Genomic DNA, 20,926 nt, shown 5'->3' with positions numbered 1-20,926 from the left:
CCTGACGACGGGAACCCAAAGAAGGATGTCATCATGAGTGCTCAAACAGGAAGTCCCCGCGCTGCCGGTGCGCCTCACACCGACAGCTATTACGCCAGTTCTGTCAACGCTCACGCGCCGTGGCCTGAGCTTAATGACAATATTGAGTGCGACGTTTGTATTGTCGGTGCCGGTTATACCGGCATCTCTTCAGCGTTATATCTGTGCGAAGCCGGTTACGACGTGGTGGTGCTGGAAGCCGCGCGCGTCGGCTGGGGCGCCAGCGGGCGCAACGGCGGCCAGGTGGTCAATTCTTACAGCCGCGATATCGATGTGATTGAAGACCGTTATGGCCGCCAGACCGCCGACATGCTCGGCAGCATGATGTTTGAAGGCGCAAATATCATCCGCCAGCGCATTGATCAGTACGCGATTGACTGCGATTACCGCCCCGGCTGCATTTTTGCGGCGCTGAGCACAAGACAGCTCAATAAATTGCGTGACCAGCAAAAACTCTGGAACCGATACGGCCATACCGAACTGACACTGCTTGATGAAAGCGCGGTTCGCCGTGAAATCGCCACCGACCGTTATGTCGGGGGTCTGCTGGATAAAAATGGCGGGCATATTCATCCGCTGAATCTGGTGCTGGGCGAGGCCGAAGCGATACGCCGTCACGGCGGGCGCATTTTTGAAGGCTCGGCGGTCACGCGCATCGAGCACGGCGAACCGGCCATCGCGCATACGGCAAAAGGCACGGTTAAAGCGAAATATGTGATTCTGGCGGGCAATGCGTATCTTAGCCAGCAACTCGCGCCGCGCCTGACACGCCTGAGCATGCCGTGCGGTTCGCAGATTGTTGCCACTGAGCCGTTGTCCGATGACATGGCACTGTCGCTGCTGCCGAATAATTATTGCGTGGAAGACTGCAACTATCTGCTCGACTATTTCCGTCTTACTGCCGATAACCGCATGCTGTACGGCGGTGGCGTGACCTATGGCGGGAAGAATCCACCGAACATTGATTCGGTGATCCTGCCAAAACTCAACCGCACGTTCCCGCAGCTCAAGGGCGTGAAGATTGATTACCGCTGGGGCGGCAATTTCCTGCTGACGCTCTCGCGCCTGCCGCAGTTCGGGCGACTGGAAAAAAATATCTACTATATGCAGGGCGACAGCGGCCACGGCGTGACGCTCACGCATCTGGCCGGAAAGCTGATTACCGAAGTGCTGCGCGGCGATGCAGAACGTTTTGACGCATTTGCCCGCCTGCCGCACATGCCGTTCTTCGGTGGCCGCAACTTCCAGGTGCCGTTTACCATGCTCGGCGCCGCTTATTATTCACTGCGCGACCGGTTAGGCGTTTAACCGGCTACAGCCCTTTCCCCGCAGGCACCCTGCGGGGGCTTACCCTTTTCCGGCGACCGGAAATTCACTATCCGTACTGACTTCGGGCAACTCATTCAGATCGGGCAGGATCCCTTGCGAAATGTAATCTTTTGCCGCGATCGCCTGTTCAGTACCGCCAGCATCGCGGATAACCACATGTTTTATCGCGCCGTCTTTCAGCACCTCACGGCGTACACCGGTATATTCACTCATGTTTAGCTCCTTTTATGTTCACTGCTCATGGACATTACTCATCTTTAAGCATAGTTTTTTATTCTTAAGTGCAACTAATAAAAATCCTAAATGACCTCAGCAAGACGCTCATTTTCCTGATAAATTAGACCTGTTGTCATTGATGACTCAACCGCACTTCCCCCGCGCCCTTAAAGCTTTACAAGGAGATCTCTCTTGGACGCCAGCACGATTAATACCCTTTTCTTTATTGGCGCCCTGTTAGTCGCAGCGAGCATTTTGCTCAGTTCGTTCTCTTCGAAGCTCGGTATCCCTATTTTGGTCATTTTCCTGGCGATCGGCATGCTGGCCGGCGTCGACGGGATCGGTGGCATTGCCTTTGATAATTATCCTGCCGCGTATCTGGTCAGTAACCTGGCGCTGGCGGTGATTTTGCTTGATGGCGGAATGCGCACCCGCGCCTCCTCGTTCCGTGTCGCACTCTGGCCGGCACTTTCACTGGCGACGGTCGGCGTGCTGATTACCGCCGGTCTGACCGGGCTGGCGGCCGCCTGGCTGTTCCACATCAATCTGATGCAGGGCTTGCTGATTGGCGCGATTATCGGCTCCACTGATGCGGCGGCGGTGTTTTCGCTGATCGGCGGAAAAGGCCTGAACGAACGCGTCAGCGCCACGTTAGAAATTGAATCTGGCAGCAACGATCCGATGGCAGTCTTCCTGACCATCACGCTTATCGACATGATCTCCAAAGGTGAACACGGGCTGAGCCTGATGTTTGTCGTGGATGTCGTGCGCCAGTTTGGCCTCGGCATTGTGTTTGGCGTCGGCGGCGGCTGGCTGCTGCATAAACTTATCAACAAGATTACGCTGGCGGCCGGGCTCTATCCGTTGCTGGCGTTCAGCGGCGGCCTGCTGGTTTATGCGGCCACCATGGCGCTGGAAGGCAGCGGCATTCTGGCGGTCTATCTGTGCGGCCTGATGCTGGGCAATATGCCGATCCGTAACCGTCACGGCATTTTGCAGACGTTCGACGGGCTGGCGTGGCTGAGCCAGATCGGGATGTTCCTGGTGCTCGGCCTGTTGCTGACGCCGAGCGATTTGCTGCCGATTGCCCTTGCGGCGCTGGCGCTTTCCCTGTGGATGATCCTGCTGGCCCGCCCGCTCTCGGTGTTTGTCAGCCTGATCCCGTTCAAAAACTTCACCCTGCGCGAGCGTTTCTTTATCTCCTGGGTCGGCCTGCGCGGCGCGGTGCCGATCATTCTGGCGGTTTTCCCGATGATGGCTGGCCTGCCAAATGCCACGCTGTATTTCAATGTCGCGTTCTTTATCGTGCTGGTATCGCTGTTGCTTCAGGGCACCTCTCTGGGCTTTGCGGCCAAGAAAGCCAAAGTGCTGGTGCCGCCGCAGCCGACGCCGATTTCCCGCGTCGGGCTCGATATCGACGTTTATAACGACTGGGAACAGTTTGTGTATCAGCTCGGCTCCGACAAATGGTGCGTCGGCGCGGCACTGCGTGACCTGCAAATGCCGCAGGCGACGCGGATTGCGGCACTGTTCCGCGGTAAGGAAATGCTGCATCCGACCGGCAGCACGCGACTCAAGGAAGGCGATATTCTGTGTGTCATCGGTCAGGAAAAGGATTTGCCGGAGCTGGGTAAACTGTTCAGCGACAGCAATAAAGTCGTGCTCGACGACCGTTTCTTCGGGGATTTCATTTTGCAGGCCGATGCGCCGCTGGATGCAATTTCACAACTGTATGGCCTAAACCTGGAAGATTCCGTTGACCAGTCACAAACGCTGGGACATTTCGTTATCCGCCTGCTGGGTGGCGAACCGGTGATCGGTGACCATATCGAATGGGACGGGCTGACGTGGACGATTGCAGAAATGGACGGGAATCAGGTAAGTAAAGTCGGCGTGAGGATTGTGACGGAAAAAGCCTGAGAATGGGGCTTCTCCCCCTTCGCCGGGGGAGAAGCCAGGCCGTATTACTGAGCGGCCTGAGGATCTTTATCGTAGTCTGAACAAGACTGATAACCTTTATTCATGACATGACCGGTGTCGTTAAAGCTGACGAAGTAAGTCTGCGCTTTGCCGTCACGCGGGGCGACAGCGTAAGTCTGACAAGTCCCTTTCGCGTGTACCAGCGTCGCTTCCGTTGACGGTGGCCCTGCAATAGCACGAACCTGAGATTTGGTCATACCGACTTTAACGTCGCTGACGACAGGTTCTTTCACGTAACTCGCTGCACGATCGTAAGTCTGACACCCTGCCAGTACAGAAACTGCTGTAGCAACCATAATTAACATTTTCTTATTCATAACATCTCCTCCTGAGGTCTTTTTTGTATTGTTAAGACTAGAAGAGATAGCCGATATAGCCAGCCAATATGACTTATATTTGTTGATTGCTACAGTTTTTAAGTTTTTTCTGATAACTGTTGTTGCGAATTTAACCGGTTTCCGGCGGGCAAAAAAATGCCCGTTAAAAAGAGGCCAGCCCGCCATTTATGATCTATACATGAATGATGTAAGCCTTTGATTGCGCGACAAGGAGCTATTCCTGATGCATTTGGACCGACGCCGGTTTGTGACTTTGCTGGGTGTGATGGCCCTGTTGCCGATCCCCCGTTTGGGCTTTGCGGATCCCAGAGAGGTCGCGATGGACACTTTGCTGATTGATAAACCCGATGGCGGCGTACCCAATAACCTTTTACCGGTGCTGATTTACCACCGCGTGATCCCGCCCGATGCCGTCGATAACGCCGATTATCTCGAACACCTTTTCCGCTCCAACGGCTGGCCGCCGCAGTGGCGTTATCCGGTTTATACATTCACGCATTTCCACTCAAATACGCATGAAGCGCTGGGCGTTTTTTCCGGCACGGCCAAGCTGCAACTCGGCGGCGAACACGGCAAGATTATTGACGTGAAAGTCGGCGACGTCCTGTTACTGCCCGCCGGTATCGGCCATAAACAGATTTCCGCCGACGAGGATTTTATGCTGGTCGGCGCTTACCCGCCGGACATCAAAGCCGATTTGTGTCATGACGAACTGCCGCTGCTGGCCGCGCGCACTAAAGCGGTCAAAGCCGTGCCGCTGCCGGCGACCGATCCGGTCACCGGGCACAGCGAAGGCAGCATGCTGGTCTGGCATAAAAGCTAATCCTTAATCTTTACTTACGCCGCTGCCAGCCCGAAACGCGCCACCGCCCTTTCCAGCCGCTGTGACTGGTCGAGCAATTGCTGGGAAGATGCCGCCGCGTGATCGGCCAGTTTGCCGTTTTGCAGCGTCACATGGTTGAGCGCGGTGATCCGTTCGGAGACATCGTGAACACTTTGCCCCTGATACAACGTCGCTTCTGAAATTTCATTCACCAGCGCGCTCAGGCCGTTGAAGATGTTGATGATTTCCTCCAGGCTCTGGCTCAGCACGCTGACAGACGCCGATCCGCGTCCGATCTGCTCTACGGAATCGTCAATCAGCTGATGAATGCCGCGTGTGGAATGGCTGCTTTTTTGCGCCAGCAGGCCGATTTCTTTTGCCACCACCGCAAAGCCGCGCCCGTGCTGCCCGGCATGCGCCGCTTCGATGGCCGCATTCAGCGCCAGAATATTGGTCTGAAACGCCACGCTGTCGATCATCGACACGATGCTGCTCATTTCCGTCGACTGACTGACAATCTCTTTCATCGCCGTATCCACCTGCCCCATCACTTCGCCGCCGCGCGTCGCCACGCCTTTGGCCTGTTCGGCTCGTTTGCTGGCCTGCTGCGCGTGCAGGGCATTTTCTTTGACCCGCTCATTCAGATGGGTGATGTGTTCGGTCGCCGCTTTCAGTTCTTCGCTCTGAATGGCCGCCTGCGCGGAAAGCTCTTCGTTGCCTTTCGCCATCTGGTTGATGTTGAGCATGATATGCGAGGACGCATCGCGCACTTCGCTGACCAGCTTTTGCAGGCCGCGCTGCATGTTGCGCAGACTCACGCCCAGTTCACGCATTTCAATCACACGTGAATGATCGTCTTCGACGTCGCGGGATAAATCTCCTGCGGCCAGCACACTGATATGCCCGATCATCCGTTGCAGCGGGCGGATTATCCACGCCGTGACCCCGCGCCAGACCAGAACGGCGATCACCGCCAGAATCACCAGCGCGCCCATAAATAACGTTTTCGCCTGCGTCAGCGAGCTGAGCAAACGGTCGCTGAGCGACACCGCCGTGTGTTCGTTGACGTCCAGATAGGCGTAATACTTCTGGCTGAAATCATCCTGAAATGCCTGAACCGGTACTTCAAAGAAGGAATCAATGGTGTTGTTTTTTTGCAGTCCATCCGACTGTTCGCGCAGCCCGTCAAAGAACATCTGGTAGCTGGCTTTAAGCTCGGCGGTGGCTTTGTCGGCGTTCTTCGTCATGCCGTCGAAACGGGCAAACGCTTTTTGCGAGGCGGTCAGGGAATCCAGCGATTCCTGCATCAGGCTATGCCAGCTGCCGTCGGAACCGGTTTCTTTATCCTGCATGTAATAAATGCCTGCGCGGTTGAGTTTGTCGCTGGCCATCAGCAGTTCCATGCGGGCTTTATCCATCACCGCCTGTTGCTGACGCAGGTTTTCCGTCGCAATGACGTTGTTGCGCGCGTCCTGAAGAATATTAGTGAGCACAACGGTGGAGAAAATCTGTAAAGCAGAAAACAGGGCGATAACGCAAATTACCCCGAAAAGTATTCCCCGTGGACGCTTTGTGAAAACATATCGAAATAATCTGTTGAAAGGTATTTTACCAATACGTGAATGAGAAGTTAAAATCATGATTATTCTGCATTATTTGGATAAGAAGCAGAATTTTACGCGCAGGAAATGACAGAAATATTTCAGGAAACCGCAGGACGCGGTTCCCCTGAATGGAAGAGCATGAATAGCTTCAGCGGAGCGAACGCTGCATCACGGTGACCTGTTCATTATCGACTTCGCGGTTTTCCACTTCCTGCCAGCCAAGACGTCCGTACAGCCCCTGCTGATCCGGCGTGTACAGCCAGAGCGTTTCCAGCCCGGCATCGCGCGAGCGGCTGATACAGGCTTTGACCAGCGCCGTACCAATCCCTTTTCCGCGCAGATGACGCGGCGTAAAAACTTCGCCCAGCCAGTATTTGCGTTCCGCAAAATCGCTGAGTTCGTAACGCATCACACCCGCCGTGCCCACAACCTGCTCATCTTCATCAAGCGCAATCAGCACACACTGGCGTCCGCGGCTGTTCATCCGCTGTATAAGCCGCTGGCGGATATACTCTTTCTGGGCCCAGTGAGGAAAGTCAGACCATTCGCCGTGAAGGTATTCGGTCACGACGTCCAGATACTGAGGAACGTCGGCCAGGCTGACAATTTTTAAGGTGCTGTTAGCGGTGGAAGATGAAATCTGAGTCATGGAAAAACCGTTTTAAACAAACAAGGGGAACCAATCTGTCGATTCCCCTTGTTTGTGTCAAGCGCCCTGAGTGCTTCCCTGTTGTTTAGGGAAGATCCACACATGTTGCTCCGGCAAAGACAGATGACAATGCTGCGGATCGCGCACATCAGAGCCGTACGCACGGATCACAAAATCATCGCCGGACGTGCGGAACAGATATTCCCAGCGGTCGCCGAGATACATGCTGGTGAGCAGCGGTAATTCCAGCTGATTATCGCCCGGCCCGTCTGCCAGCACCACGCGCTCAACGCGGATCACCGCAGTGCCTTCCTGCCCGGCTTGCACGCCGTCGCCCGCCTGCCCCCACAGCGTCCAGCCGTTGCCTTCGATCCGCGCTTTGCCGTCGCGGACTTCGGTGATTTTCCCGTGCAGGCGGTTATTGCTGCCCATAAATTCCGCGGTAAACAAGGTTTTTGGCGAACCGTACATTTCCTGCGGCGTGCCCTGTTGCTCAATTTTGCCGTTATTGAGCAGCAGAATGCGGTCGGAAATCGCCATCGCTTCGTTCTGATCGTGCGTGACCATCAGCGCCGACAGCCCCAGTTTGATGATCAGCTCACGCAGGAACACGCGGGCTTCCTCACGCAGTTTGGCATCCAGGTTGGAGAGCGGCTCATCGAGCAAAATCACCGGCGGGTTGTAGACCAGCGCCCGGCCAATCGCCACGCGTTGCTGCTGTCCGCCGGAAAGCTGATGCGGATGGCGTTTACCCAGATGTCCCAGCCCGAGCTGATTCAGCACATCCTGCACGCGCTGAGTGATTTCACCCGCTGCGATTTTGCGCAGTTTCAGCGGATACGCCACGTTCTCGAACACGGTTTTATGCGGCCACAGCGCATAAGACTGGAACACCAGCCCGAGGTTGCGCTCTTCTGCCGGAATTTCGCTGCGCGGCGTGCCGTCGTAGACTTTGTTTTTGCCGATGATAATGGTGCCCTGCGTCGGTTTTTCCAGCCCGGCGACGGCGCGCAATAACGTGGTTTTGCCACTGCCGGAAGGCCCGAGCAACGACACCACTTCCCCGCGTTTGAGATCCATCGACACGCCTTTGAGCACCGGGTTGTCGCCGTAGGTTAAGTGCAGATTCTCGACCGATAATTCAATCATGTAATTTGACTCCAAAACGAAGGGCAATACCCAGACCTAACACCACCAGCAGGATGTTAATAAAGGAGAGCGCGGCAACGATGTCGATCGCACCCGCCGCCCACAGGGAAACCAGCATTGAGCCGATGGTTTCCGTCCCCGGCGATAACAGGTACACACCGGTGGAATATTCGCGCTCGAAAATCAGGAACATCAGCAACCACGAGCCAATCAGGCCGTAGCGCGATAACGGAATGGTGACGTGGCGGGTAATCTGCCCGCGCGTTGCGCCGGTGCTGCGCGCCGCTTCTTCCAGCTCAGGGCCGACCTGCAACAGCGTGGAGGAAATCAGCCGCAGACCGTACGCCATCCACACCACGGTGTACGCCAGCCAGACGCTGAAAATGGTACTGCGCAGGGAACGCAGCCAGACCACCAGGTTGTCACGTAACCATTGCGACCACGGCATCCCGGAAAGCCAGCCGGATTTGAGCGCGTTATCCAGCCACATCGGCAGGAACAGAAATACCCACAAAAATGCCAGACCGGCCAGCAAGCCCGGCACCGCACGCGGTACCAGTACGCTGTAATCGAGGAAACGCGTGACACCGTCCGGTTTGCGGTGCATCGCAATGCCGATAAACAGATAACAGGCCACCGCCAGCGCGCCACCGATGACACCAATTGCCATCGAGTTGACGATCGCGCGCAGCAGGTTCGGCTGTTCCCAGATCGTGCGGAAGGTGTTGAACGACAGCTCATCCCACAGGGAAACACCGACGCCCCAGTTAGAAATAAACGCGCGCAGCATTACGCCGAGCAGCGGCACGCCAATCGTGACGGTCAGCCAGAACGCCACCACCGCACCGGCCACCCAGCGCCATTTCCCGAGCGGCAACGCCCGTGCCTGCGAGGCTTTGCCTTTTACGGTCACGAAGCGGTTCGCCGTGCGCATCAGGCGGCGCTGCAACATCACCAGCGGAATGGTGATGCAAATCAGCACCACCGCAACGGCGGCCATCAGATGATAAGACGGCGTTCCGAGTTTGTTGGTCAGTTGATACAGGTAAGTTGCCAGCACCATGTTGCCTTCCGGGTCGCCGAGAACCAGCATCAGCCCGAAGACTTCCAGCCCGAGGAAAAACAGCAACACGGTGGCGTATAAAATGGAAGGACGCACCATCGGCAAACTGACGGCGGTCATGACCTGAAGCGGCGAGGCACCGGCGGTTCGCGCGGCTTCTTCCACATCCGAACCCACGCTGCGCAGCGCCGAGGAGATGTACAGATAAGCGTGCGGAACGTGCGTCAGCCCGGCAATCACCACGATGCTCGACATGTCGTAGATGTTCCACGGCACAAACCCGATCAGCGACTGCGCCCACAGCGAGAAGAACCCGACCGGCCCGGCGGCGACGACGTAACCGAAACCCAACACCATCGGCGAGACGAAAATCGGCACCAGGATCAGCGGTTCAATCACGCGGCGGCCCGGCAAATCGGTGCGCACCATCAGGAACGCCAGAATACCGCCCAGCGGAATGGCGATCACCACCAGCCCGAAGGCCAGAATGAAGCCGCTTCTCAGCGCCTTATAAAAATCCGGATCGGTGAAAATAAATCCGAAAGACTCGAGGCTCCACTCTTTTGACGGGGAGAAGAACGGAGCGGAGAGAAAACTTTGTATCACGATGAACGACAACGGAATGTAGATAACCAGCGCGGTTATCAGCACCACAATGCCACGCGGCAAGCTTTGCCACTTTCTGCGCAATGCATTCATGTTACTTCCCTTCGGTTAGGAACCCTGAACAACGAAATCAGGCAAGAGAACAGGAGGCGCGGACGCCTCCGTGAGTCTTATTTTTGTGCTGCGGCGCGCCACTCTTTGATGTAATCCAGACGCTTTTTCTGTTGCAGGTATTCGAGCAGGGTTTCATCGACCGGGATTGGCTTGAGCGCATTGCCTAGCAGTTTGGTCAGACCGTCAATGTCGTTTTTACCTTCGATATCGTTGCGGATTGACGGAATGTCGGCCTGATTTGCCAGAATGGTTTGCCCTTTTTCAGACAGCACGTAATCCAGCCACAGTTTGGCGGCGTTCCCGTGTTGGGCTTGCTGGCTGATGAAGGAAACGCGCGAAAGCACCAGGGTGTAATCCTTCGGATAGGAAATGCCGAGCGACGGATCGGTTTTTGCGCGGGCTTCGGCGTAGGAACCGAGAATGTTAAAACCAATCAGGTTTTCACCGGAAGACACCCTTTCCATCATGGTGCCGGTGGAAGACTGCACGGCTAAACCGCCTTTGGCGACGTCAGCCAGCGTTTTGAAATAGTTCGGATCGGCTTTGAAATCCTGCACGGAAAGCATGAAGCCGAGGCCGGATTTCTCGATATCGTAAGTGGTAACTTTTTTGTTGAATTTATCGGTCTGGCTGGCGATGAGTTTTGCCAGCGCGGCGTGGGAATCCGGTACATCACCGGCCGGGATCAGGCGTTTGTTATAAATAAACACCACCGGTTCGTAGGTCGTGCCGTAGGCTTTGTCTTTCCACACCGCCCATTTCGGCAACTGGCCTTGTTCAGGCGATTTGTATTCCTGCGCGTAATCGGTCGCCAGCTTCAGCGCGGTATCCATGGAAGAGCTCCAGACCACGTCGCCGCTGGTGCCGCCCGCCGCCTGTTCGCTGATATAACGGTTGTACAGCTCGGTGCTGTTCATGTCGTTATATTCCACTTTAATGCCCGGATAAGTGGCCTCAAACCCCTGGATCAGCGGGCCGGCGGCTTTGGTGTCGGTGGTGGAATACACGACCACTTTGCCTTCTTTGGTCGCGGCATCAACAACTTTTTGGTAATCCGCAGGATAGCCCTGCGGCAGGGCAGACATTGCGGAGGAAGAGATCAGTACAGAAGCAGCAATCAGAGACAGACGTAATTTTTTAGACATTATTGTTAACCTCTAGTTACATTTGGGAAACTAAAAATCAACATAACGCATAACGTCAGACTGGCAATGAGGGATTGTTTTTATCTTCCCGATTTGTGAGTCGGGGCGTTTTTTAGGCAATTAACACCATTAAAACCACGGCGAGAAGTTAAAATCAGGCCACAAACGCAGCCTGATTTTCGTGAGGAATTAATCAAAGTATCCGGCGGTATCGATATCCTTCAGTAAGCCCTGATGCCCGGGTTTCCAGCCCAAAACCTTGCGGGTCAGCTCGCTGGACGTCGGATTATTCAGCCCCGCGAAGTGGGTAAACCAGCCAAAATGCGTCGCGGCGGCTTCTGCCGTTTTGCTTTCAACCGGGATATTCAGGTGTCTGCCGATCATCTGCGCAATCTCGCGGAACGGCACGCCTTCCTCGGCATTCGCGTGATAAACCGCGTTATGCGCGCCCTTTTCCAGCGCCAGCCGGAACACTTTCGCCGCATCCAGCCGGTGAACCGCAGGCCAGAGATTTTCGCCTTCGCCAATGTACGCCGACACGCCTTTCTCCCGCGCCATCGCAATGATCATCGGCACGAAACCGTGGTCACCCGCGCCATGCACGGACGGCGGCAGGCGCACCAGCGAAACCCGCACGCCCTGTTCTGCCAGCGCGGCGACGGCCAGATCGGACGCCACGCGCGGATTTCCGCCCTGCGGATCCGGCAAATCCTTTTCCGTCACCCGCTGGCCGTTATTCACCAGCGCTGTGCCGGACGTCACGATCAGCGGTTTTTCCGTTCCCGCCAGCGCCTCGCCCAACGCGCCTATCGCCAGCCGGTCTTTTTCGCAGTTCTCCATAAATTTAGAAAAATCATGAATGAACGCGGTGTGGATCACGCCATCGGCCTGCGCCGCGCCTGCTTTCAGGCTATGCAGATCTTCAATACTGCCACGAAGCACACCGGCTCCGGCTGCTTTCAGCGCCTGCGCTGACGCATCGGAACGGGCCAGCCCGAGCACCTGATGGCCCGCGCGCAGCAATTCCTCCACGACCACAGAACCGACAAAACCTGTTGCTCCTGTTACAAATACACGCATGGCAATTTCCTCTGTGTTCTCTGAAAAAATGAAAGACTACGCCATGAAATATAGGGGCTGGAGAAAAGACGATCTATGCGCTAATGTCCGTAATATCTTTGCAATCGTCCGGAGTCGCTGATGGATCCTCTTTCTGATGTGTTGTCGCTGCTCAAACCGCGCAGCTATATGTCCAAAGGCTTTGAAGCTGGCGGAGACTGGTCCGTGCAATTTCCCTCTCATTATCAGTCGATTAAATGCAATGCGATTATTACCGGCGAATGCTGGCTGGCCGTCGAATCGGTGCCTGAACCGGTTCATCTCAAAGCCGGAGACTGTTTCGTGTTGCCCAGCGGCCGCCCTTTCCGGCTCGCCAGCGATCTGAGTATTTCACCGGTCGATGCCGGGCCGATTTTTGAACAGGCGCGCGGCGGTGGCACGGTGTCGTGTAATGGCGGCAAAGATTTCTTCCTGACCGGCAGCCGTTTTGCCGTCAGCGGAACCAACGCCCCTACCCTGCTGGCGATGCTGCCGCCAGTTGTGCATATCTCAAAAGAATCCGACAAAGACAGTTTGCGCTGGGCGGTGGAACAGATGATGCAGGAACTGCGCGACGAACGCCCCGGCGGTTTGCTTATCGCGCAGCATATGGCGCACATGATGCTGGTGCAGGCGCTGCGGATGCACGTCGATAACGCGCCGGATCGCGGGGCCAGCGGATGGTTTGCCGCACTGGCGGATAAGCAATTAGCGAAAGCGCTGAACGCGATGCATGAAAATCCCGCACACCGGTGGACGGTTCAGACGCTGGCGGAACGCGCAGGCATGTCGCGCTCGGTCTTCTCACTGAAATTCAAGCAGGCCGTCGGCAGCGCACCGCTGGAATATCTGACGCGCTGGCGTATGTTGCTGGCCGGAGACCGGCTGGCAAACGGTAACGAACCGGTTTCCAGCGTGGCATTGTCATTGGGTTATGAGTCTGAAAGTGCATTCAGCACGGCGTTTAAACGCACGCTCGGCTGTTCGCCACGGCAATACGGGCAGAAAGTAGAAACGGTTTTTGAAGAGGAATCACGTCCCTAAGGTTTTCTTAATCTTGGATGTGTCATAAAGCGGGGCTGAAAGATGATGAGATGTTTTTACATAATTAAATACGAATCAATTTCAGAATGGTTTGCAGTGTAACTTTTTGCATTTTCACGCTTTGCACATGTAGTGACGTCGTTATCTTCTTCTTTTTTCTTTCTAAAGGATTTTCTTATGAAGTTACGTTTTTCCTCACTCGGGCCAGTCGCTTTACTCGCTTCCTCACTGATGCTGGCTTTCACTGCCCGCGCCGCCGATGAAGGCATCGTCATTTACAACGCTCAGCACGAAAATCTGGTGCAATCCTGGGTCGACGGATTCACCAAAGACACCGGTATCAAAGTCACGCTGCGTAACGGCGGCGACAGCGAACTCGGCAACCAGTTGGTGCAGGAAGGCAGCGCCTCTCCGGCCGACGTGTTTCTGACCGAGAACTCACCGGCAATGGTACTGGTGGATAACGCCAAATTGTTCGCCCCGCTCGATTCCGCCACTCAGCAACAGGTGGACTCCGCTTACCGCCCGGCGCACGGCCGCTGGATTGGTATCGCCGCCCGCACTACCGTTTTTGTCTATAACCCGGAAAAAATCAGCGAAGCACAGTTACCAAAATCACTGATGGATCTGGCAAAACCGGAATGGAAAGGCCGCTGGGCGGCTTCACCTTCCGGCGCGGATTTCCAGGCTATCGTGAGCGCATTGCTGGAGCTGAAAGGCGAAAAAGCCACGCTGGAATGGCTGAAAGCGATGAAAACCAATTTCACCGCCTATAAAGGCAACAGCACCGTAATGAAAGCCGTGAACGCCGGGCAGATCGACGGCGGGATTATCTATCACTACTACCGCTTTGTGGATCAGGCCAAAACCGGTGAAAACAGCAAAAATACCCAACTGTATTACTTCAAACATAAAGATCCGGGCGCGTTTGTGAGCATCTCCGGCGGCGGCGTTCTGGCTTCCAGCAAGCATCAGAAAGAAGCGCAGGAATTTGTTAAGTGGATCACCGGCAAGCAAGGGCAGGAAATTCTGCGCACTAACGATGCGTTTGAATATGCCGTTGGCGTGAACGCCGCGTCTAACCCGAAACTGGTTCAGCTCAAAGATCTGGATGCGCCGAAAGTCGATGCGTCTAAGCTGAACAGCAAGAAAGTGGTCGATTTAATGACTGAAGCCGGTCTGCTGTAACAGCAGTAATTTTCACGAGCAGCGTGCCTTAATCATCATGTCGAATATGAGTCTCGAAGGTGTCCGCGCCAGATGGCGTATCCGCCGCAACGGTTCCTCCCGCCGGGCAGGAACCGGTATTGTGCTGGCGGCGGTGCTGCTGTCCCTGCTGTCTTTGCTGCCGCTGGGATTCGTGGTTGGTATTACCTTCGATACCGGCTGGCAAACGGTTAAGGCACTGGTTTTTCGCCCGCGGGTGGGCGAATTACTGACCAATACCGTGCTGCTCGTGGTCATCACGCTGCCGCTTTGCGCCGTCACCGGCATTGGGCTGGCGTGGCTGACTGAAAGAACCCGTCTGCCCGGCCGCCGGATCTGGTCTTTACTGGCTACCGCGCCGCTGGCCGTTCCGGCTTTTGTACAAAGCTACGCGTGGATTAGCCTGGTTCCGTCAATGCACGGCCTGGGCGCAGGCGTATTTATCTCCCTGATTGCTTATTTCCCCTTTATTTATTTACCCGCAGCGGCGGTTTTACGACGGCTCGATCCCGGGTTGGAAGATGCCGCAGCGTCATCCGGTTCACCACCCGTCGCGGTCTTTTTTCGTGTGTTCCTCCCGCAGCTGAAACTGGCCGTCTGGGGCGGTTCGCTGCTGATTGCCCTGCACCTGCTGGCGGAATACGGCCTTTACGCGATGATCCGCTTTGATACGTTTACAACCGCGATTTTCGATCAGTTTCAGTCCACCTTTAACGGCCCCGCCGCCAATATGCTGGCCGGTGTGCTGGCGCTGTGCTGCCTTGCCGTTTTGCTGGTGGAAACCGCCAGCCGCGGGAAAGCGCGCTACGCCCGCGTCGGCTCCGGCAGCGCCAGACGCCAGACTTTGCGCCCGATGAGCGCCGGTATGACTGCACTGAGTTTATGCCTGCCTGCCCTGCTGACCGGCCTTTCGCTCGGTGTTCCCTTTGTTACGCTGGCGCGCTGGCTTTATCTTGGCGGCACCGATGTCTGGCTTAACCCGCAACTGTGGCCCGCGCTAAAACAAACGCTGCTGTACGCGCTGGCCGGTGCGGCAATCACCACGGTCTGCGCGGTACCGATGGCCTGGATTTCGGTGCGTTATCCGGGGCGGTTATACCGCTTTCTGGAAAGCTGTAATTACATCACCAGTTCCCTGCCCGGTATTGTCGTTGCGCTGGCGCTGGTCACCATTACCATCCGCATCGCACGCCCGCTTTATCAGACGGAAATTACGATTTTGTTCGCCTATCTGCTGATGTTTATGCCGCGAGCATTAATCAATCTGCGGGCAGGGATCGCCCAGGCACCGGTTGAACTGGAAAACGCCGCCCGAAGTCTGGGGCGTTCCCCTTTTCAGGCATTGTGGAGCACGACGATGCGCCTTGCCGCGCCGGGTGCCGCCGCCGGTGCGGCGCTGGTTTTCCTTGCGGTCACCAATGAGCTGACCGCGACATTATTGCTGGCACCCAACGGCACGCGCACGCTGGCGACGGCGTTCTGGGCGCTGACCAGTGAAATTGATTATGTTGCGGCCTCACCTTATGCGCTGCTGATCGTTTTGCTGTCGCTGCCGCTGACCTGGATCCTTTATTCACAATCTCAACGTAAGGCCGGACTATGAGTACGCTCGAACTGCGTGGAATCAGCAAATCTTACACGGGCGTCAAAGTCCTGGAGAATATCGACCTGCGCGTCAGCCCGGGCAGCCGGACGGCGATTGTCGGCCCTTCTGGCTCAGGAAAAACCACATTACTGCGCATTATCGCCGGGTTTGAAAATCCCGATCACGGCAAAGTCTTTTTGCAGGGAAATCTGCTGCACGGCACCGGATTACACGTGCCGGCGCATAAAAGAGGTATCGGATTTGTTCCGCAGGATGGCGCGCTGTTTCCGCATTTCACGGTGGCCGGGAACATTGCGTACGGACTGACGGGGGGAAAACGTGAGAAACAAACCCGCATCGACGAGCTGATGGACATGGTGGCGCTGGACCGGCGTCTGGCTACACTCTGGCCGCACGAACTTTCCGGCGGTCAGCAACAACGCGTTGCGCTGGCACGAGCTCTGGCGCAAAAACCGGTGCTGATGTTACTCGATGAACCGTTCTCGGCACTCGACACCGCCCTGCGCGCATCAACGCGAAAAGTAGTGGCGGAATTGCTGGCGGAAACGCGGATCGCATCCGTTTTGGTGACGCACGATCAGACCGAAGCGCTGTCATTTGCCGATCAGGTTGCGGTCATGCGAAATGGCAAACTGGCGCATGTCGGTGCGCCGCAGGAAATATATCTGCGTCCGGCAGACGAGCTGACTGCCACATTTTTAGGGGAAACGTTACTGCTGGACGCACGCCTTGAACGCGGCCGGGCGCACTGCGCGCTGGGAAATATCGCGGTGGATAATGCTTTTCGTACAGGCAACACCCGCATCATGCTGCGCCCTGAGCAAATCCACGTTACGCCCGCAGAAAAACTGACCGGCGCGGCGCACTGTCTGGCAAAAGTGGTCAGCATTGATTTTGCCGGATTCATCTCGACGCTCAGCCTTGAGCTTACTGACAGCAAGCAGATACTCGATATCAGGATGGTCAGCCAGAGGGATATTTCAGTGGGATCCGCAGTAGATATCTGCGTGGAAGGTCATGCGCACGTTTTCTTACCGTAGTTTTTAGCCGTTTTATTCACCCACTGCGGGCGTTTCGTGCCCGCACAACAGCACGTCTTCGCGCAAACTCCCGAATTTGAGACACAAAAAAAGCCGCTAATTGCTTAGCAGCTTTAATGTGTTGTTTATGGCGGAGGAGGAGAGATTCGAACTCTCGAATGGTTTCCCATCGCCGGTTTTCAAGACCGGTGCCTTCAGCCGCTCGGCCACCCCTCCGTAAACAACAAGCACTTTGCGACATCAGTCGTTCAGTACGGGGCGTAGTATACAAGACCGGAAAAAAGATGCAAACATTATTTTCAGTCTATTTTGTTGATTTAATGAGCATTTAAATCAGCTTCACAAATTTCAGACACAAAAAAAGCCGCTAATTTCTTAGCAGCTTTCTTGTGTTGTATATGGCGGAGGAGAAGAGATTCGAACTCTTGAATGGTTTCCCATCGCCGGTTTTCAAGACCGGTGCCTTCAGCCGCTCGGCCACCCCTCCGCAACGAAGCGAACTATAAACATAGCCGATCGGGTTGTAAAGCCTGATTGCATTCAATTGCCTGAAAAACAGGCATTCGGTTCTCAAGCGGCGATTTAAGCATCATTACGGCGATTTTGGCATCAGGAAACCCCGTCTGGCGGCGCTTAGGGAGGTAAAGAAGGGTAAAACGTCTTTAATGACGTCACGCAACTACTTACACTCCAGTCTGACTGTATTTTCACCGACTCCAACGTTTTGTTAAAAGTGAGAATTTTATTATGGATCGTTACGCTGCCTCTACGTCATCACGCGCAGGCTCGTTGTTAAGCACACACCGGGTGTTGCGTAATACTTATTTCCTGTTAGCACTGACGCTCGGCGTTTCGGCGATCACTGCGACGGCGAGTACAGTTCTCCGCTTACCTGCACCAGGCTTCCTGCTGACTATCGTCGGTTTCTATGGCCTGATGTTCCTGACTTACCGCACGGCGAACAGCCCGGCGGGTATTTTGTCAGCCTTCGCGCTGACCGGTTTCATGGGCTATACGCTCGGACCGTTGCTGAGTTCCCTGCTTTCCGTGGGTGCCGGTGACATTATTATGCTGGCGCTTGGCGGTACGGCTCTGGTCTTCTTCTGTTGTTCTGCTTACGTGCTGACCACGCGAAAAGACATGTCGTTCCTGTCGGGCATGATGATGGCGGGCTTTGTCGTGCTGCTGGTCGCGGTTATCGCGAACCTGTTCCTGCAAATTCCGGCGCTGTCGCTGGCGATCAGTTGCCTGTTTATTCTATTCTCAGCGGGCGCGATCCTGTGGGAGACCAGTAATATTATTCACGGCGGCGAAACCAACTATATTCGCGCCACGGTCAGCCTGTATGTGTCGCTCTACAACGTGTTTGTCAGCCTGCTGAGCATTCTCGGGATGTCATCACGTAACTGATTACACAAGTAATTCGTTCCAGCCCCGCCACCGTGCGGGGCTTTTTATTTTGTCAGACGGGGCTTTTTGATAAACTGTCGGCTGCATTTTTACAGGTCAGAGGTTGTATGCTGGAGTTTGACGGTCAGGTAATAGAAACAGACGCTCAGGGTTACCTGAAAAACAGTAATGACTGGCAGGAAGGCATGGCGCCGCTGCTGGCAGAAGAAGAAGGCATTCTGCTTACCGATGCGCACTGGGAAGTGGTGCGTTTCGTGCGCGAGTTTTATCTCGAATTCAATACATCACCGGCCGTGCGCATGCTGGTGAAAGCGATGGCCCAGAAATACGGTGAAGAGAAAGGCAACAGCCGCTATCTGTTCAGGCTGTTCCCGAAAGGCCCGGCCAAACAGGCGACCAAAATCGCAGGCCTGCCAAAACCGGTAAAATGCCTGTAATGCTCAGTATTTGATTTTGAAATCGGTGTAATGACCGGGAGCGGCGGGCTCACTCAGCACACGATCAACCCGCGCATGTTTCGGGCCGCCCTGTTTCAGCCAGGCTAGCAGCTGATCCACTTTCTCCTGTTCGCCGCACGCCACCACTTCGACGCTGCCGTCATCAAGATTTTTTGCATAACCGGTCAGCCCTAATCCGGTAGCCTGATGTTGTGTCGCAAAACGAAAACCGACACCCTGCACCATGCCGTAGACATAGGCGGCTATACTGACTTTTGCCATAATTTTTCTCTCCGTTAGCGGTATGGTTCGTTGCAATTTCACCTGCATGACCGGACAATGTCGCTCTTTTTTGTCTCCGAACCGACAGAACCTAATTTTATGACTGCACGTTTAATTCTGGCCAAAGGCCGCGAAAAATCACTTTTACGCCGCCACCCGTGGGTGTTTTCCGGCGCTGTTCAGCGCGTCGAGGGTAAAGCCAATTCCGGCGATACTATTGATATTGTAGACAGTCAGGGGAAATGGCTGGCGCGCGGTGCTTATTCACCGTCATCCCAGATCCGTGCCCGTGTCTGGACTTTCAAGCAAGATGAAGATATCGATATTGATTTTTTCATCCGCCGTTTACAGCAGGCGCAAAGCTGGCGTGATTATATCGCCAAACGCGACGGGCTGGACGGTTACCGCCTGATTGCCGGTGAATCCGACTGTCTGCCGGGCATCACCATTGACCGTTTCCAGAATTTCCTTGTGCTGCAATTGCTGTCTGCCGGTGCTGAATACCAGCGCGCGCCGCTGATTGCCGCCTTACAACACTGCTATCCGGAATGCGCAATCTGGGATCGTTCCGACGTTGCGGTGCGTAAAAAAGAAGGCCTGGAACTGGTTCAGGGCCATGTTGTCGGTGAAGAACCGCCTGCCCTGCTGCCGATTCAGGAACACGGCATGAGCCTTCTGGTTGATATCAAAGAAGGCCATAAAACCGGTTTCTATCTTGATCAGCGTGACAGCCGCTTTGCCGCACGCAGCTATGCCGCAGACCGCAATGTGCTGAACTGTTTCTCCTACACCGGCGCGTTCGCCGTGTCTGCGCTGATGGGCGGCTGCACCAAAGTCACCAACGTGGATACTTCTCAGGCCGCGCTGGACGTTGCGCGTCAGAACGTTGAGCTGAACAAACTGGATCTGTCGAAAGCCGAATTCGTTCGCGAAGACGTTTTCCAGCTGCTGCGTAAATACCGCGCGGAAGGCCAGCAGTTCGACATGATTGTGATGGATCCGCCGAAATTTGTTGAGAACAAAAACCAGCTGGCGAGCGCCTGTCGTGGCTACAAAGATATCAATATGCTGGCGATTCAGCTGCTGCGTCCGGGCGGAATTCTGCTGAGCTTCTCCTGCTCCGGTCTGCTGCCAACCGATTTGTTCCAGAAAATCCTCGCTGACGCCGCACTGGATGCCGGTCGCGAAATTCAGTTCGTGGAACAATTCCGTCAGGCTGCCGATCACCCGGTGACCGGCGCGTATCCGGAAGGTTTATACCTGAAGGGCTTCGCCTGCCTGGTGATGAATTAATCCGATGATCTCGACGTGCTGTTCCGGCAGCGCGTCGCAGAATTTTTAGCAGATTAAGCGGTCAAAACTTGAAATAGCACATTTTATCTCCATATAGAGATTAATGATGATTTTGGGAGATGACTATGATTGCCAGCAAATACGGTATCGGCCAGCAAGTTCGCCACAGACTGTTAGGCTATTTAGGCGTGGTAATTGACGTCGACGCGGAATATTCACTCGAAAAACCCGGCGTCGATGACGTTGCCGCTGACGATTCAATGCGTGCCGCGCCCTGGTATCACGTGGTAATGGAAGATGAAGAAGGCCAGCCGGTTCACACGTATCTGGCAGAAATTCAGATTGACCATGAAGCTGCCCGCTCGCACCCGGAACAAACGTCTCTGGATGACCTGGCCGCTTCTATCCGCAGTCAGTTACAGGCACCGCGTCTGCGCAACTGATCGTGCCGCGCA

At 55.2% G+C, this 20,926-nt stretch carries 20 protein-coding genes and 2 tRNA genes; 11 read left to right on the top strand and 11 right to left on the bottom strand.

What is annotated here, in order from left to right; genetic code table 11:
- Positions 1-33: 33 nt before the first annotated feature.
- Positions 34-1,347 carry an NAD(P)/FAD-dependent oxidoreductase gene (locus IV433_RS01380; RefSeq protein ID WP_195812748.1) on the top strand — a complete coding sequence of 438 codons (1,314 nt, stop codon included), beginning with the start codon at positions 34-36 and terminating at the stop codon, positions 1,345-1,347.
- A gap of 39 nt (positions 1,348-1,386) precedes the next feature.
- Here IV433_RS01380 and IV433_RS01375 read toward each other — a convergent pair whose 3' ends face one another.
- Positions 1,387-1,581: a hypothetical protein gene (locus IV433_RS01375; protein WP_195812749.1), complete on the bottom strand. Its 195-nt coding sequence runs from the start codon at positions 1,579-1,581 to the stop codon at positions 1,387-1,389.
- A gap of 195 nt (positions 1,582-1,776) precedes the next feature.
- Here IV433_RS01375 and IV433_RS01370 point away from each other — a divergent pair, with 195 nt between their 5' ends.
- Positions 1,777-3,504: a potassium/proton antiporter gene (locus tag IV433_RS01370; RefSeq protein ID WP_195812750.1), complete on the top strand. Its 1,728-nt coding sequence runs from the start codon at positions 1,777-1,779 to the stop codon at positions 3,502-3,504.
- A gap of 44 nt (positions 3,505-3,548) precedes the next feature.
- Here the strand turns inward: IV433_RS01370 and osmE are convergent, their stop codons facing one another.
- Positions 3,549-3,881, bottom strand: coding sequence for an osmotically-inducible lipoprotein OsmE (gene osmE / locus IV433_RS01365; RefSeq protein ID WP_195812751.1), 333 nt, complete (start codon positions 3,879-3,881; stop codon positions 3,549-3,551).
- Positions 3,882-4,125: 244 nt separating this feature from the next.
- Here osmE and IV433_RS01360 point away from each other — a divergent pair, with 244 nt between their 5' ends.
- Positions 4,126-4,725, top strand: coding sequence for a cupin (locus IV433_RS01360; protein ID WP_195812752.1), 600 nt, complete (start codon positions 4,126-4,128; stop codon positions 4,723-4,725).
- A gap of 14 nt (positions 4,726-4,739) precedes the next feature.
- On the opposite strand, the gene IV433_RS01355 is transcribed toward IV433_RS01360, so the two are convergent.
- The 6 genes from IV433_RS01355 to IV433_RS01330 all read right to left on the bottom strand — a co-directional run bounded on the left by IV433_RS01355 (position 4,740) and on the right by IV433_RS01330 (position 12,135).
- A complete protein-coding gene (locus tag IV433_RS01355) occupies positions 4,740-6,365 on the bottom strand; it encodes a methyl-accepting chemotaxis protein (protein WP_195812753.1) in 1,626 nt (541 codons plus the stop codon).
- 112 nt (positions 6,366-6,477) lie between these two features.
- Positions 6,478-6,978 carry a GNAT family N-acetyltransferase gene (locus tag IV433_RS01350; protein ID WP_195812754.1) on the bottom strand — a complete coding sequence of 167 codons (501 nt, stop codon included), beginning with the start codon at positions 6,976-6,978 and terminating at the stop codon, positions 6,478-6,480.
- A gap of 57 nt (positions 6,979-7,035) precedes the next feature.
- On the bottom strand, positions 7,036-8,127 hold the full coding sequence (locus IV433_RS01345) for an ABC transporter ATP-binding protein (RefSeq protein WP_195812755.1): 1,092 nt from the start codon (positions 8,125-8,127) through the stop codon (positions 7,036-7,038).
- Entirely contained in the window at positions 8,120-9,889 is a 1,770-nt protein-coding gene (locus tag IV433_RS01340) for an ABC transporter permease (RefSeq protein WP_101075872.1), read from the bottom strand. Before IV433_RS01340 ends, IV433_RS01345 begins: the two co-directional genes overlap by 8 nt.
- A gap of 77 nt (positions 9,890-9,966) precedes the next feature.
- Positions 9,967-11,055 carry an ABC transporter substrate-binding protein gene (locus IV433_RS01335; RefSeq protein ID WP_195812756.1) on the bottom strand — a complete coding sequence of 363 codons (1,089 nt, stop codon included), beginning with the start codon at positions 11,053-11,055 and terminating at the stop codon, positions 9,967-9,969.
- Between the two features lie 189 nt (positions 11,056-11,244).
- On the bottom strand, positions 11,245-12,135 hold the full coding sequence (locus IV433_RS01330) for an SDR family oxidoreductase (RefSeq protein WP_195812757.1): 891 nt from the start codon (positions 12,133-12,135) through the stop codon (positions 11,245-11,247).
- Between the two features lie 120 nt (positions 12,136-12,255).
- Between IV433_RS01330 and IV433_RS01325 the strand changes: the two genes are divergently transcribed.
- The 4 genes from IV433_RS01325 (at position 12,256) to IV433_RS01310 (ending at position 17,049) form a co-directional block, all read left to right on the top strand.
- The gene (locus tag IV433_RS01325; RefSeq protein WP_195812758.1) at positions 12,256-13,197 is read left to right on the top strand and encodes an AraC family transcriptional regulator; all 942 of its coding nucleotides are present in this window, start codon (positions 12,256-12,258) and stop codon (positions 13,195-13,197) included.
- 177 nt (positions 13,198-13,374) lie between these two features.
- Positions 13,375-14,385, top strand: a complete 1,011-nt coding sequence (locus IV433_RS01320) for an iron ABC transporter substrate-binding protein (RefSeq protein ID WP_195812759.1) — start codon at positions 13,375-13,377, stop codon at positions 14,383-14,385.
- Positions 14,386-14,422: 37 nt separating this feature from the next.
- Positions 14,423-16,006 carry an ABC transporter permease gene (locus tag IV433_RS01315; RefSeq protein ID WP_195812760.1) on the top strand — a complete coding sequence of 528 codons (1,584 nt, stop codon included), beginning with the start codon at positions 14,423-14,425 and terminating at the stop codon, positions 16,004-16,006.
- Positions 16,003-17,049: an ABC transporter ATP-binding protein gene (locus IV433_RS01310; protein ID WP_195812761.1), complete on the top strand. Its 1,047-nt coding sequence runs from the start codon at positions 16,003-16,005 to the stop codon at positions 17,047-17,049. Before IV433_RS01315 ends, IV433_RS01310 begins: the two co-directional genes overlap by 4 nt.
- Positions 17,050-17,177: 128 nt before the next feature.
- Here IV433_RS01310 and IV433_RS01305 read toward each other — a convergent pair.
- Positions 17,178-17,265: transfer RNA gene (locus tag IV433_RS01305), tRNA-Ser, on the bottom strand.
- 183 nt (positions 17,266-17,448) lie between these two features.
- Positions 17,449-17,536, bottom strand: a tRNA-Ser gene (locus tag IV433_RS01300).
- Positions 17,537-17,796: 260 nt separating this feature from the next.
- Here IV433_RS01300 and yccA point away from each other — a divergent pair.
- Positions 17,797-18,459 (top strand): FtsH protease modulator YccA, encoded by a 663-nt coding sequence (yccA, locus tag IV433_RS01295; protein WP_152324118.1) that lies wholly within the window; start codon positions 17,797-17,799, stop codon positions 18,457-18,459.
- 107 nt (positions 18,460-18,566) lie between these two features.
- Positions 18,567-18,896, top strand: a complete 330-nt coding sequence (gene tusE, locus IV433_RS01290) for a sulfurtransferase TusE (RefSeq protein ID WP_195812762.1) — start codon at positions 18,567-18,569, stop codon at positions 18,894-18,896.
- Positions 18,897-18,899: 3 nt separating this feature from the next.
- Here tusE and yccX read toward each other — a convergent pair whose 3' ends face one another.
- A complete protein-coding gene (gene yccX, locus IV433_RS01285; RefSeq protein ID WP_101075882.1) occupies positions 18,900-19,178 on the bottom strand; it encodes an acylphosphatase in 279 nt (92 codons plus the stop codon).
- Positions 19,179-19,277: 99 nt separating this feature from the next.
- Between yccX and rlmI the strand changes: the two genes are divergently transcribed.
- Together rlmI and hspQ are read left to right on the top strand one after the other, a co-directional pair.
- A complete protein-coding gene (gene rlmI, locus IV433_RS01280) occupies positions 19,278-20,471 on the top strand; it encodes a 23S rRNA (cytosine(1962)-C(5))-methyltransferase RlmI (protein WP_195812763.1) in 1,194 nt (397 codons plus the stop codon).
- Positions 20,472-20,596: 125 nt separating this feature from the next.
- The gene (gene hspQ / locus IV433_RS01275; RefSeq protein WP_104921500.1) at positions 20,597-20,914 is read left to right on the top strand and encodes a heat shock protein HspQ; all 318 of its coding nucleotides are present in this window, start codon (positions 20,597-20,599) and stop codon (positions 20,912-20,914) included.
- Positions 20,915-20,926: the final 12 nt, after the last annotated feature.

The sequence above is a fragment of the Rahnella laticis genome, assembly GCF_015644585.1.
Lineage (GTDB): Bacteria > Pseudomonadota > Gammaproteobacteria > Enterobacterales > Enterobacteriaceae > Rahnella > Rahnella laticis.
Note: the sequence above shows the minus strand (reverse complement) of the source record. Positions and strands in the feature narration are given on the sequence as shown.

What these genes read in the sequence shown, in the direction of transcription:
- IV433_RS01380 (WP_195812748.1), top strand. Translation starts at nt 34, where the DNA reads ATGAGTGCTCAAACAGGAAGTCCCCGCGCTGCCGGTGCGCCTCACACC.
- IV433_RS01375 (WP_195812749.1), bottom strand. Translation starts at nt 1,581, where the DNA reads ATGAGTGAATATACCGGTGTACGCCGTGAGGTGCTGAAAGACGGCGCG.
- osmE (WP_195812751.1), bottom strand. Translation starts at nt 3,881, where the DNA reads ATGAATAAGAAAATGTTAATTATGGTTGCTACAGCAGTTTCTGTACTG.
- IV433_RS01360 (WP_195812752.1), top strand. Translation starts at nt 4,126, where the DNA reads ATGCATTTGGACCGACGCCGGTTTGTGACTTTGCTGGGTGTGATGGCC.
- IV433_RS01355 (WP_195812753.1), bottom strand. Translation starts at nt 6,365, where the DNA reads ATGATTTTAACTTCTCATTCACGTATTGGTAAAATACCTTTCAACAGA.
- IV433_RS01350 (WP_195812754.1), bottom strand. Translation starts at nt 6,978, where the DNA reads ATGACTCAGATTTCATCTTCCACCGCTAACAGCACCTTAAAAATTGTC.
- IV433_RS01345 (WP_195812755.1), bottom strand. Translation starts at nt 8,127, where the DNA reads ATGATTGAATTATCGGTCGAGAATCTGCACTTAACCTACGGCGACAAC.
- IV433_RS01340 (WP_101075872.1), bottom strand. Translation starts at nt 9,889, where the DNA reads ATGAATGCATTGCGCAGAAAGTGGCAAAGCTTGCCGCGTGGCATTGTG.
- IV433_RS01335 (WP_195812756.1), bottom strand. Translation starts at nt 11,055, where the DNA reads ATGTCTAAAAAATTACGTCTGTCTCTGATTGCTGCTTCTGTACTGATC.
- IV433_RS01330 (WP_195812757.1), bottom strand. Translation starts at nt 12,135, where the DNA reads ATGCGTGTATTTGTAACAGGAGCAACAGGTTTTGTCGGTTCTGTGGTC.
- IV433_RS01325 (WP_195812758.1), top strand. Translation starts at nt 12,256, where the DNA reads ATGGATCCTCTTTCTGATGTGTTGTCGCTGCTCAAACCGCGCAGCTAT.
- IV433_RS01320 (WP_195812759.1), top strand. Translation starts at nt 13,375, where the DNA reads ATGAAGTTACGTTTTTCCTCACTCGGGCCAGTCGCTTTACTCGCTTCC.
- IV433_RS01315 (WP_195812760.1), top strand. Translation starts at nt 14,423, where the DNA reads ATGTCGAATATGAGTCTCGAAGGTGTCCGCGCCAGATGGCGTATCCGC.
- IV433_RS01310 (WP_195812761.1), top strand. Translation starts at nt 16,003, where the DNA reads ATGAGTACGCTCGAACTGCGTGGAATCAGCAAATCTTACACGGGCGTC.
- yccA (WP_152324118.1), top strand. Translation starts at nt 17,797, where the DNA reads ATGGATCGTTACGCTGCCTCTACGTCATCACGCGCAGGCTCGTTGTTA.
- tusE (WP_195812762.1), top strand. Translation starts at nt 18,567, where the DNA reads ATGCTGGAGTTTGACGGTCAGGTAATAGAAACAGACGCTCAGGGTTAC.
- yccX (WP_101075882.1), bottom strand. Translation starts at nt 19,178, where the DNA reads ATGGCAAAAGTCAGTATAGCCGCCTATGTCTACGGCATGGTGCAGGGT.
- rlmI (WP_195812763.1), top strand. Translation starts at nt 19,278, where the DNA reads ATGACTGCACGTTTAATTCTGGCCAAAGGCCGCGAAAAATCACTTTTA.
- hspQ (WP_104921500.1), top strand. Translation starts at nt 20,597, where the DNA reads ATGATTGCCAGCAAATACGGTATCGGCCAGCAAGTTCGCCACAGACTG.